The 12,190-nt window shown below is 68.6% G+C and carries 11 protein-coding genes; 2 read left to right on the top strand and 9 right to left on the bottom strand.

The annotated features are described in order from the left end of the window. Positions 1–159 precede the first annotated feature (159 nt). From GFH48_RS01665 to GFH48_RS01680, 4 genes are all read right to left on the bottom strand, one after another. The gene (locus GFH48_RS01665; RefSeq protein WP_153286512.1) at positions 160–1,365 is read right to left on the bottom strand and encodes an ROK family protein; all 1,206 of its coding nucleotides are present in this window, start codon (positions 1,363–1,365) and stop codon (positions 160–162) included. A 13-nt stretch (positions 1,366–1,378) separates the two neighbouring features. Beyond that, entirely contained in the window at positions 1,379–2,659 is a 1,281-nt protein-coding gene (locus tag GFH48_RS01670) for a sugar ABC transporter permease (protein ID WP_153286513.1), read from the bottom strand. Then, complete coding sequence (locus tag GFH48_RS01675) at positions 2,656–3,432, bottom strand: ATP-binding cassette domain-containing protein (RefSeq protein ID WP_153286514.1); 777 nt, start codon at positions 3,430–3,432, stop codon at positions 2,656–2,658. Before GFH48_RS01675 ends, GFH48_RS01670 begins: the two co-directional genes overlap by 4 nt. Before the next feature lie 119 nt (positions 3,433–3,551). Next, a complete protein-coding gene (locus GFH48_RS01680) occupies positions 3,552–4,643 on the bottom strand; it encodes a sugar ABC transporter substrate-binding protein (protein WP_153286515.1) in 1,092 nt (363 codons plus the stop codon). A 1,467-nt stretch (positions 4,644–6,110) separates the two neighbouring features. On the opposite strand from GFH48_RS01680, the gene GFH48_RS01690 reads away from it, so the two are divergent. Further along, positions 6,111–6,515, top strand: coding sequence for an FKBP-type peptidyl-prolyl cis-trans isomerase (locus GFH48_RS01690; RefSeq protein WP_153286516.1), 405 nt, complete (start codon positions 6,111–6,113; stop codon positions 6,513–6,515). 320 nt (positions 6,516–6,835) lie between these two features. Here the strand turns inward: GFH48_RS01690 and GFH48_RS01695 are convergent, their stop codons facing one another. From GFH48_RS01695 to GFH48_RS01705, 3 genes are all read right to left on the bottom strand, one after another. Further along, a complete protein-coding gene (locus tag GFH48_RS01695; RefSeq protein WP_228120264.1) occupies positions 6,836–7,777 on the bottom strand; it encodes a CPBP family intramembrane glutamic endopeptidase in 942 nt (313 codons plus the stop codon). 151 nt (positions 7,778–7,928) lie between these two features. Beyond that, the gene (locus GFH48_RS01700) at positions 7,929–8,615 is read right to left on the bottom strand and encodes a response regulator transcription factor (RefSeq protein WP_153286517.1); all 687 of its coding nucleotides are present in this window, start codon (positions 8,613–8,615) and stop codon (positions 7,929–7,931) included. Beyond that, positions 8,612–9,865, bottom strand: coding sequence for a sensor histidine kinase (locus tag GFH48_RS01705; RefSeq protein WP_228120266.1), 1,254 nt, complete (start codon positions 9,863–9,865; stop codon positions 8,612–8,614). Before GFH48_RS01705 ends, GFH48_RS01700 begins: the two co-directional genes overlap by 4 nt. A gap of 257 nt (positions 9,866–10,122) precedes the next feature. On the opposite strand from GFH48_RS01705, the gene GFH48_RS01710 reads away from it, so the two are divergent. Beyond that, positions 10,123–10,257: a hypothetical protein gene (locus GFH48_RS01710; protein ID WP_407698605.1), complete on the top strand. Its 135-nt coding sequence runs from the start codon at positions 10,123–10,125 to the stop codon at positions 10,255–10,257. Positions 10,258–10,479: 222 nt separating this feature from the next. Here the strand turns inward: GFH48_RS01710 and GFH48_RS01715 are convergent, their stop codons facing one another. Further along, complete coding sequence (locus GFH48_RS01715; RefSeq protein WP_153286518.1) at positions 10,480–11,016, bottom strand: GNAT family N-acetyltransferase; 537 nt, start codon at positions 11,014–11,016, stop codon at positions 10,480–10,482. 61 nt (positions 11,017–11,077) lie between these two features. Continuing rightward, positions 11,078–12,100: a LacI family DNA-binding transcriptional regulator gene (locus tag GFH48_RS01720; RefSeq protein ID WP_194280457.1), complete on the bottom strand. Its 1,023-nt coding sequence runs from the start codon at positions 12,098–12,100 to the stop codon at positions 11,078–11,080. Between the last annotated feature and the right edge of the window lie 90 nt (positions 12,101–12,190).

Consider the following 12,190-nt stretch of genomic DNA (forward strand, 5'->3'; position numbering starts at 1 on the left):
GCACCCCCTGAACCGTCGATTCCCCCCACCCAGCCGGAAGCGTCCGCGACACCCATGTCAACAGTCCGCCCCCAGCCCCGCCGGCGGTGGTGAGGATCAGGGACGCGAGCCGGGTGATCGCCGCGGTCCGACCGTGTGCCGGTCGCGTGGCCGTCCTGGCTATGCACCGGCACGAGCCAGCGTCTCCAGAGGGCCGACCAGGATCTCGGAGAAGGCGAGTTCGGCGGCTCCGACGAGCACCGCGTCGTCGCCGAGTTCTCCCATCCGCAGCCGGAGGTTCTCGCGGGAGGGCGTGAGGGCAATGCGGTTGATACGGCTGCGGATTTGGGCGGCCGAGCCGAGAAACACCTCGCGGAGCGTCCCGCCGAAGATGACCGTGCGCGGGTTGAGCACATTGATCAGGTTGGCGACGCCGATGCCGAGCCAGTCGCCGACGTCGTGCAGGGCGGCGCGGGCGGTGATGTCGCCCCGGTCGGCCGCTTCGACGACGGCGCGTACGGCTTCCCGGCCGGTGGCCGACGGGTCGCGCTGCGCGGCCTCCAACAGGGCGCGCTCTCCCGCTTCGGCTTCGAGGCAACCGCGCCCCCCGCAGCCGCAGGGCCTGCCACTGCGCGGGTTGACGACCATGTGTCCGATCTCGCCGCCGTATCCGGCGTCGCCGTGCAGCAGTTGGCCACCGGTGATGACACCGCCGCCGATACCGATGTCGCCATGGAGGTATACGAGGTCCTGGCAGCCTGTTCCGGCACCGCGCAGATGCTCCGCGAGCGCACCGAGACTGGCCTCGTTGCCCACCGAGACGGGAAGGCCGAGGCCCATCCGACGCGTGAGGTCCTTGCCGAACTCCTCGTCCTTCCAGCCCAGGTAGGGGACGGCGCGGACGAGGCCGTCGGGTCGGCGCACCATCCCGCGGACGGCGGCGGCCACGCCGACGCAGTGGGTGCCGTGCTGTGCTGTGCTCAGCATGTCCAGCGCGGAGCCGGCGAGGGCCTCGGCCACCTTGTCGGCGTTGCGAGGGCCTGGTGGCATGGAGATCTCCCTGCGGTCGAGGAAGATCCCGCCCAGGCCGATGCGGGCGGCGGCCAGCCGGTCGACGCCCACGTCGAACGCGAGGACGTACACGCGGTCGGACTCCGGCCGTACGACCAGGGACGGCCGGCCGGCCCTGCCGGTCTCACGGGGCAGTTCCTCACGGACCAGACCGGCCGAGCCCAGCTCGCTCACCAGACCCAGGATGGTGCTGCGGTTGAGTCCCATGCGCTCCGCCAGAACGGCCCGCGACATGGATCCACCGATGTGCACATGGCGGAGAAGGGTGCCGAGGTTGTGCCGGCGAATCTCCTCCAGGGAGGGACCGGCTCTCATGGAACCCCAGACGTCATCGTTGTACGGCCCGGCGACGGGACAGCGCATCCACGCCTGCGGCCACCAGCAGAACCGAACCCGTGACAGCGTACTTGACGCCTGAGCTGTACCCCATCAGGCCCATGCCGTTCTGGATGACCGCGACCACCATGCCGCCGAGCACGGCGTCCCTGACTCTGCCGCGCCCGCCGAACAGGCTCGTCCCGCCGATCACGGCGGCGCCGACCGCCAGCAGCAGCACGTTGCTGCCACCGGTGTTGGGGTCGACCGAGTTGCCCCGGGACGCGGCGATGATGCCGCCGACCGCGGCCAGGGAGGAGCAGATGACGAACGCGGAGATCCGGATGGCTGCCACGTTGATGCCGGCCCGGCGGGCCGCCTCCGCGTTACCGCCCACCGCGTAGACGTGCAGGCCGAAGGAGGTGCGCTGGAGCAGGAACGTACCGGCGATGAGCAGGACGGCGATGACAGGCACCACGATCGGCACGCCCTTGAGCGAGTCGACGATGATGTTGCGGCTGCGCTCCTGGTTGAGCAGGTGGACGGCGATCGCACCGAGCACCGCCAGGCCGCCGATCCTGACCGCGAGAAGGGTGAGTGGATCGGGGGCGAGCCCGCGCCGCCGACGGTTCCGGCTCTGCCGGAGCTGGATCGCCGCGTACACCCCGACACTCACGGCGAGCAGCACCCAGCCCAGCACCGGGGAGAGGTTGTTGTTCGCGACGGCCAGGATCGTCGCGTCACGGATCGAGACGTTGGTGCCTTCCTTCAGCAGCATCAGCACGATGCCCTGGAACCCCAGGAAGGCCGCCAGCGTGACCACGAATGAGGGGATGCCGACCTTCGCCACCAGCAGGCCGAGCACCAGGCCGATGACCGTGCCGGTGAGGATCGCCGCGCCGGCCGCGCCGTACCAGGGCCATCCGTGGTCGGTGAGCAGGACGGCGAGGACGGCGGCGCAGACCCCGCTGGCATACCCCGCGGACAGGTCGATCTCGCCGAGGAGGAGGACGAAGACCAGGCCCATGGCGATGGCGATGCTGCCCGCGCCCTGGGTCAGCAGGTTGGCGAAGTTCAGCTCGGACAGGAAGACCGGACGCAGGACGGCGAAGAACACGCACAGGACGATCAGACCGAGTACGGCGGGGATGGCGCCGAGCTCGCCCCCTCGCACCCGATCGACGTAATTCCGGGCGACCGAGCGCAGACTCGCGGCTCTGACCGCTCCGTTCTTCCTCGGATTACCGGGACCGCGCGGCAGTTCCGGCCGCTCGGGGGCGACTGCGGCAGTCATGCGGTGACTCCGTTGCTGTGGGCGAGGCCGAGGTCTCCGCTGCGGCCCGAGGTGATGAGTTCGACGACCTGGGAGTGCGTCACGTCCGACGTGCTGACCTGGGCGGCCATCCGGCCCAGGTAGAGGGCGGCGATCCGGTCGGACACCGCGAAGACGTCATTCATGTTGTGCGAGATCAGGACCACGGCGAGACCGTTGTCGGCGAGCCGCCGGACCAGTTCGAGGACCTGTGCTGTCTGGGCGACACCGAGTGCGGCGGTCGGCTCGTCCAGGACGACGACCTTGCTGTTCCACAGCACGGCCTTGGCGATGGCGACGGTCTGCCGCTGGCCGCCGGAGAGACTGGAGACCTGTTGGCGGATGGACTTGACGGTGCGGACCGACAGCCCTTCGAGGGTCCGGGTGGCCAGCTCCTCCATCGTCGTGTTGTCCAGGACGAGCCCTCGGCGCTTCTCGCGGCCGAGGAACATGTTCTGCACGATGTCGAGATTGTCGCAGAGCGCGAGGTCCTGGTACACGATCTCGACGCCAAGGGCCGCCGCCTCACGCGGGCCGTGCACCTCGACCTGCTCACCTTCGAACCAGTACTCGCCGCCGTCGATCGCGTGGATCCCGCCGATGCACTTGACCAGCGTCGACTTGCCTGCGCCGTTGTCTCCGACGAGAGCGGTCACCTCCCCCGGATGGACGTCCAAGGACACGTCGTGCAGTACCTGCACGGCGCCGAAGCTCTTGTCGATCCCGCGCAGTTGAAGGATCGGGGTCGCTGTCATGGAAGACGGCTCCTTATGGTCGTGAGGTCGCGGGTCCCGGGTCCCGGCAAGGTGGGAGCCCCGGGACCCGCGGTCGGGTCGGCCGGACCAGGGGTGGCGGTCCGAGCAGCCGGGCAGGGCTACTTGATGCCGACCTTGGCGCACAGGGCGGCGTACTTGCCCTTGCAGAGTTGTTCCTTGGTCACGTAGCCGTCGTCCACGACGTCCTTGACGTTGTCCTTGTAGATGGCCACGGGTGTCTCCAGCACGGACGGGACCTTGCGCTTGCCCTCGGGGTCCTCGACGGTCGCGTTCGTCTCGCCCTTCTCGGCCTTGGCCAGGGAGACGGCGAGCTTGACCGTGGCGTCGGCCTCTTTCTTGACCGCCTTGTAGACAGTCATGCACTGGTCGCCCGCGAGGATGTTCTGCAGTGCCTGCACGGTGGCGTCCTGGCCGGTGACCGGGACCTTGCCGTTGCGGTGCTGCTTGCGCAGGATGGCGATGGCCGCGTTGCCGAGAGTGTCGTTGGCGGCGAGCACGCCGCCGATCTCGGGCTCGCTGGTGAGCATCTGCTCGAAGATGGTGCTGGCCTCGGCGCTGTCCCAGTCCGGGACGGACTGGTCCGGGCCTTTGACGTAGTCGCCCGCCTTGTACTTCGGTTCGAGCACGCCGTTGTAGCCGTCGGCGAGGAGAGTGGCGTTGTTGTCCGTCGGTGAGCCGTTGAGTGTGGCGACGATGGGCTTCTTGGCCTTCATGTCGCTCAGGCACTTGCTGAGGCCCTCGCCCTGAAGCTTGCCGACGGCGGTGTTGTCGAAGCTCACGTAGTACTGGGCGGAGCCGCCGAGGGTGAGCCGGTCGTAGTCGATCGTGGCGACGCCCTGCGCCTTGGCCTTGTCGAGAACAGCCTTGCCGGTGCCGCTGTCCAGGTTCACGATCACCAGGACGTTCACACCGCTGGTGATCATCTGGTCCGCGATGGTCTGGAACTGCTGCTTGTCGTTCTGGGCGTTCTGGATGTCGAACTCGACGCCCGCCGCCTTGAACGCCTCGGAGAGGTACTTGCGGTCCGCGGTCTCCCAGCGGGCGGAGGACTTGCTGTCCGGGAGGATCACGCCGACCTTCGGCTTGGTGTGGGAGCCGGAGTCAGTGCCGCCGGACGAGGAGTCGTCGCAGGCGGCGAGCGAACTGACCAGTGCCACCGAGGCGGCGGTGAGGAGGAGTCCCTTGCGCATGGGCAGGGTCCTTTCTGGTGTTACGGCCGGACGACCGGACGTACGCGGGCGGTCAGGAAGCCGAGAAGCGCGCTCTCGGGGAATTTCCGGGTGGCGGGCGGCCTGGATCGAATGTTGTGAGCGGCAACTTACGACCCTCCGGACCCCGTGCCCAGAGCGCGGGAGGCGCTATTTGTCATCCGCCATAACAATTAGGTGACGCCCGTCACAACGGGGCGACCACGCTGCCTCCTACGCCCCATCGACCCGGCGAGGCGCACGTGCCCCTGCGGTGGGCCGGGCGGCAGAAGTCCCCAGAGCCGCATGGCACGAAGTGCCCGAGCTGTAGGCCGTTCCAAGACCGCGACCACACCCGAGGCGGACCGCACCCCCCAACACGGCCGACAGGGCTGCGGTTTCACCGCCTCCGGTACTCTGGTCGCCGGTTTCCCGTCAACTCCACCCGGCCGAAGACTGCAACCGCAGCCCTTGCTGCCACATGGGAAGCGCCGCAGACCGCCCGCCCGAGCCTGCGGCGAAAGCCACCGCGTGCCGGGCCGGAGTGCATTCCGCCCGGAACGCCGAGCGCACCGGCAGGAGCAACTCCGGGATTTCGCGCGGCAACCGTTGAACCCAGCCCCAGACCGTGTGTTGCCGCGCTGTCCGTTCTGATTGTGGTCCGCGATCAAGTCGGCGCCGGCAGCAGCCACGGCGAACCCGGTGACGGCGGCCACGGCAACGCACCAGGTACGGCGGCGGACGACCCGGCGCCGGGCCAGGGACCAGGGACCAGGCCGGATCGTCCGCAGCAGCCGATAGGCCCTCCCATCCGGCCGTCATCAGGTCACCCACCGGGGTCGGGAGGAGGAAGCTGTGCAGCATGTCGGCCACGCGGACGGAGGTGACGTCGGTATGGACCTCGCGCAGCTTGTTTGCGTGCTGCCCCCCTCGTCACGCAGCACATCGGCTGCCCCGTGACGACCAGTTCCTGGCACGGACCGGCGTTCGTCTCTGCCGGAACAACCGGCCGCAGCACTTCGGGCCTCGCCGGGCTGCCGTCAGTGGCGGCGGCCCTCCGTGGGGAGGATTCGGGGAGTATCCGAGCCCCTGGGGAGTGCCCCGGGAGGAACGACCCTCGTCGTTCGAGTCACACCGCTCACGGTCACTGCGGGTTCGCGAGCCCTCCCGCCTCGATGCTCGATCGTCGTTGTCAGGACGGAAGCCGTAGTCCCGGTGATGCTGAGGAGAAGAGGCGACCGCACGTCCAGGCCGGCCGGGGAAGCAGCGAGAGTCGTGCCGGCGATGACTGCGTGACCTGTGCGTGCCGGTCGCGTTCATCGGCTGTGCGAAGGATCATCACGTGTGGCCGCTGGATCTGGTGTGCTCCGGGGACCGGCCTTCTCGGTAGCGTGACCTTCTGCTGCATGGAATGTCCATGTGCTCGGCTGGTCCGTGCGACCGCCTCCGACGGAGAGTAATGAGGCTGCAATGAGTGGACCGACGAAGCCCGAGGTCGACGTTCCTGAGGGTGACGCTCCTACCGAGCTGACCATCCGGGACCTGGTCGTCGGAGACGGGGCCGAGGTGAAGCCGGGCATGGTGGTCAGGGTCCACTACGTCGGTGTGACCTTCGAGTCCGGAAAGGAGTTCGATACCTCCTGGGACCGGGACCAGCCGTACAAGTTCAGCCTGGGCAGCGGCAAGGTCATCAAAGGCTGGGACCGGGGAGTGAGAGGGATGAAGGTCGGCGGTCGCCGCGAGATCATCGTCCCCCCGCGCCTCGGCTACGGCAATCAGTCGCCCTCGCCGCTGATCCCGGCGGGTTCGACCCTGGTCTTCGTGGTGGACCTGCTGGACTCGTATTCCAGCACAACCGGGTGGAGCAACTCCTGATGGCCCTGACCGCTCCTCCCCTACGACGCGCTGCGCCGTCCCCCGGGTAGGCGCCGTGCTCCTCGCTGCCTCTCCGCCTCCGCAGCGTCCGAACGGTTCCCCGGCGACTCATTGACGGACGAAGACCACAAGGCGACCGACTTCCTCAACGGCCCGCCCGGCGCCGCCGCCCGGACGCCTGATCGACGGCGCACCGTTCCTGCCGCCCGTGGTGACGCGTTCAGCTGAACCCGTCACCGCGCCGACCGCCGCCAGTTGCTCGCGACCAGGAGCTCAGCCGCCTGACCCACGGCGGGCTCCCAGGGCGGCGACCTCTGAACTCACTGCGGGTCAGCGATCGTGCCCTCTGTTCCGTGCGCCGTATTGGCCGCAGCCCCCGTGCCTGTAGCCGTCTTCAGTTCCGAGCGGGTGTACAGGTGGCCCCGTTGCTTCGCCGTGCGCAAGAACAGGACCGTGGGGATGGTGCAGATGACGATGGCGAAGATGCTCGCCTCGGGACCGAAGGTTCCCCCTGTGACGGCCGCCGGACCGGAGAGTACGCCGTGAAGGAGGCCCGCCGGAGTTCCGTCGTTGCCGGAGACCGTGGTGCCGAAGATGCCGCTCTCGGCGAAGTTCCAGCCGAAGTGCAGGCCGATCGGCAGCCACAGGGTACGGGTGGCGGCGTAAGCGGCGCCGAGCATCAGACCGGCCTCCACCGCGATGGCCAACCCGCCCCAGACCGTGGCCCCGGAGTTGACCAGGTGCAGGCCGCCGAAGAGCAGACCAGAGATGGCCAACACACCTCGGGTTCCGACGAGTTGTTCGACCAGACGGAAGATGATCCCGCGAAAGAGCAGCTCTTCGACGACCGCGACCCCAGCCATCGTCCCGAGCACCGCGACAGCCCCGCTGACCGAGACCCCGCCCTTGGTGCCGTAACCGCCGAACAAGGCGATCAGCGCGATCGTCGCGGTGAACAGGGCGAGTCCGACCAGGGTGCCGGTCCGCAGTCCGGAGACGGCGCTCGCCACGTCCAGTTCGGGCAGAGCGCGCTCCTCCACCGCCCGTACGGCCACCGCGTAGAGCTTCAGCGCGCCCCACGCCACGACGGCGCCGGCGATCACCGACAGGAACGGGTTGGTCCCCGCGACGGCCCGCACCGCGGCGGCCAACGCCGTCGCGGCCAGGAACAGCAGCAGCATCAGAGCCAGCCGCCCGCCCGTGGACCTCGGCAGCCGCACATTTTTGAACGGAGTGCGCGACCTGAGCCAACTGTGCGTCATTGCGTTTCCTCACCTACGACACCGCGGCCCGACTGCCGCTGTACTGACGACAGAAACGCTACGAGCGAGCGCCCGCGACGAACGTCACCCCCAGGTGGGCAGTCGCGTGTAGCTCGCTCGGGGGACAGTCACGCCTGCGGGGCACGTGAAGTCAGTCGTGGGCGGTCACCAGGCCCACCCGGTGGGCGAGGACAACCGCCTGAACGCGGTCGCGGAGGTCGAGTTTGGTCAGGATGCGCGACACGTACGTCTTGACGGTCTCGCGGCTGATGACCATCCGCTCGGCGATCTCGGCGTTCGACAGTCCCTCGGCGACGAACCGCAGCACCTCTGTCTCCCGGGGCGCGAGAACCGACAACGCCTCGGCCGCAGCCGTCCTGCGAGGGTCGCGTATGCGATCGGCGAACCTGCCGACAAGCTGTCTGGTGACGGCGGGCGCCAGCAGCGACTCGCCGGCGGCGATCGTCCGGATCCCGTGCACCAGCTCGCGCGGCGGCGCGTCCTTGAGCAGGAAGCCGCTGGCTCCGGCCCGCAGCGCCTCGTACACATACTCGTCGAGATGGAAGGTGGTGACCACCAGGACCTTCACTGGATCGACGGCGTGAGGCCCCGCCAACAGCCGGGTCGCCTCGATGCCGTCAAGGACCGGCATCCGTATGTCCATCACCACCACGTCCGGACGCAGCCGCCGCGCGGACTCCACCGCCGTCCGGCCGTCCGCGGCCTCCCCCACGACCTCCAGGTCCGGCTGTGCACCGAAGATGGTGACGTAGCCGGTGCGCACCAGTTCCTGGTCCTCGCAGACCAAGACGCGTATCAGACTGTCCGCGAAGGTCATGCGGGCTCTTTCGAGGGAATCCGGGCGTGGACTCTGAAGCCGCCGTCAGGACGGCTGCCCGACACCAGCTCACCGCCGAACACCCCGACCCTTTCGCGCAGCCCGAGCAACCCATGCCCGCCGCCTCGACCCAACGGCCTGGACCGGGGTAAGGCGGCCCTGGCGGGCGCTCCCTCGGTAGTCACCTCGACCTCTATCTCCGCCTGCCCATAGCGGACTTGGACCTTCGTGCAGTGACCGGGCGCGTGCTTGAGCGCGTTGGTCAAAGTCTCCTGCACCACACGGTAGGCGGCCAGTTCCACGGCCGTGGCCATCGGGCGCCGCTCCCCCGACTCGGTCAGCTCCACGGGTTGTCCCGCCGCTCGGGTCTGTTCCACCAGGTCACTCAACCTTCCGGGGCCCAGAGTCCGGTCCCCCGCGGTGCCATCGTTCGTGGCTCCGCCCTCGACGGGCATACCGCCGGACGCCTTGAGTACTCCGAGCAGATGCTGGAGATCCGTCAGGGCGTGCCGCCCGGAGTCGCTGATCGCTTCGAGACTCACGGCCACCCGGTCCGGTGCGCCGGCGAGGAGATACTGGGCCGCGTCCGCCTGCACCACCATCGCGGTGACGTGATGAGTCACCACGTCGTGCAACTCCCGTGCGATGCGACTCCGTTCTTCCGCCCTCGCCGCCTCCGTTCCGAGGCGCCTGTGCTCCGCCTCGACCGTCCGCCGTGCCCGCACCGCCCGGCCAATGCCCCAACAGCCGTTCAGTACCAGGTAGATGAGGACGAAGTCGGCCGTGCGCTGCGGGGAGCCTCTGTCATACAGCCCGAGCGCGAACAGCACGTAGAGTCCGGTCGCCGCTGCCGCCGCCAGACCGAGGCGTCCGCCGTCCGCACGCATCTCGTGAGAACCGAAGCTGTAGAGAGCAAAGTACAATCCCCAACTCGCCAACGTCTGTGGGTATCCGAGCAGTTCGTGCGCGGCGAACGCACTCGCCACCAGTGCCAGGCAGATTCCGGGCCGCCGGCGCCGCAGCATCAGCGGCAGCCACAGGGTCACTGTCAGCAGGATTCCGGCCACGTCGTAGGAACGCTGGGGCAGATCACCGAACTCCGCGCCGATCCGAGCTGTCACGGGTGCGAACACCACTGGTGTGAGCAGCAACGTGAGCGTCATGTCCCGCTTCAACACGCTCTGCGCACTCCAGCGCGCTACACCGGCCCGCGCTTTCTCCACGAGGGGTGACACCGTTGCCTCGAACACACGCAGAGCCTAGCCGCAGTGGGGTCACCGAAGGGTCGAGTCCCCAACAAGGCTTGTTCGGGCGGGAGTTCCTGCCCCCGGTGCCGCAGCGGTGGTGCTCCGCGAGCGTTCCTCGACCGCTTTGGGGTCGGCGTGGTTCAGGGGACTTCCTCGCGGCCGCTGATGAAGCCGCCGCCGGCCGGACGGGACCGGTTCGAGGATCACGACCGCTGACACGACGTACGGATCCCCGGCCGTGCCAACCGCGAGTTGAACCCGTGCTCGCCTATCCGGTGCAACACGATCAGGGACTGATCCTCTTCGACACCGGCATGGGCAGCGGTGACTCCGAGACCGAGGCGCACTGCCGACCTCAACGCCGTGCACTGCAGGAGCAGGCCGCCTGCCTCTGAAGCCGGCCGGATGAAATACCCCAGGCCGAGTCGCCGGACCGCCGTGTTCTTCCCCATGCGGCCATCCTGACAGCCCGAGATGTCCCGTCCAGCGGGTCTGCCGACATGGCGTCGCCGTTCGGGCCCGCGGGGGCGAATCAGCGTCCGTCCAAGGTCAACAGGGCATCCGTGGACAGGACATCGTCCACCGCCTCGGGGGTGGCGAGGTGATGAATTTGTATGTCATTCAGGCGTGACCGGGGACCGCAGGCCCAGCCACTGCTCGGCATCCCAGGCCTGGAACCGCTCCACTTCGGCGAACCCCAGCTTTGCCGCGAGGCGCATCGAGCTGGCGTTCGCCGTCTGGGTGGTGAGCACCACCGGCTCGCCGGGAAGGACGCCGTCGAACCAGTCAAGTGCTGCCACGCACGCTTCGGCGGCGTACCCGGATCCCCACGCTCGCGGAAGAAACAGGTAGCCGAGATCGACCTTTCCCGCGGCAGTCGGTCGACGGTGCCGCGTTGCTCTCCTGAGCAGGATCTGGCCGATCATTGCCCCGTCGAGATCAACGACGAAACTCCCGGGCCACCGCTCGGGCACCTCGGACGTCTCACACTCAAGCTCGTCACGCGGCCGGGGACCACCGAGGTAGGTGTGCACCTCTGGCGACGCCAGCAACTCCACGAACGCCGCACGATCCCGGGCCTCGGACTCACGGAGCACGAGCCGCTCGGTCCTGATCGGGGCGGGTGGCCGGCCAACTGGTCCGAGCTCAGTCATGCCGACCAGCCAATCAGCAGACTCGGCACCGATCAAATCGCGGACCTGTACGGGCCGACCCTCACACCTGGCCGGGTGGGGCCGTACTCTGTCGCACCACCAGATGCGTGGCAAGCTCGATGCGCTGGGCGGCCTTTCCGGATTCGTCCCGGTGGAAGAGCATGCGTGACGCCTCCTCGGCCATGTGCCGAAGCGGTTGGTGCACCGTGGTGAGCGGCGGGCTCGACCACTGCGCGAGCGGTACGTCGTCGTAGCCGACCACCGACAGATCCCGCGGTACGTGCAGTCCCTTGACGCGGGCCGCCTCCAGCACGCCGAGCGCCTGGAGGTCGCTTCCCGCGAAGATCGCGGTCGGCCGGTCCGGGCCGTCCAGCAGGCTCATCGCATGCTCGAAACCGCCCTGCACATGGAAGTCGCCGAAACGAATGAGGCGAGGGTCCACCTCCAGGCCGGCCATGGCCATGGCCGAGCGATAGCCGTCGAGGCGGGCGAGGGAGCACAGCATGTCCTCGGGGCCGGTGATGATCGCGACCCGTTCGTGGTCCTGTGCCGTGAGGTGCCGGGTGGCAGCAAGACCGCCGGCCCAGTTCGCCGACCCGACCGACGGCACGTCGGGGTCGGGGTCGCCGGCGGGATCGACGACGACGAAGGGAATGGCCGCCGCCCTGAGTTGCCGTTTGACGTCCTGCGGAAGGGTGGAGAAGACCAGGACGACGCCCAGCGGCTTTCTCTGCAGGACGCCGCCGAGCCACTCCGGCCCGGGGGTATGGCGTGTGCCGCTGACGGTGAGGACGACTGTCGCACGGTTCTCCCGTGCCACCTGCTCCACGCCCTTGATCAGTTCCATCGCCCAGATGCTGTCCAGCTCATGGAACACCAGTTCAAGAAGGGCGGGCTGTGACGACGTCCGGCTGCGTCGGCGGTAACCGTGCTCTTCCAGCAGTCGCTCCACCTTGGCCCGGGTCACGCGAGACACGTCCGCGCGGCCGTTGAGCACCTTCGAAACTGTCGGCAACGAAACGCCGGCCACTCTCGCCACCTCGGCCAGGGTCACCCTGCCGTTCGCCTCGTCATCTTCGTTCATGTCTGCAGGATATAGGCACCAGCGCTGGCAAAGGTCCGAGCGAGTGCCTGCATGACCATTGACCGTGTCTCAGGCCTGACCTAGTGTCCC

It is taken from the genome of Streptomyces fagopyri (genome assembly GCF_009498275.1).
GTDB classification, from domain to species: Bacteria; Actinomycetota; Actinomycetes; order Streptomycetales; family Streptomycetaceae; genus Streptomyces; species Streptomyces fagopyri.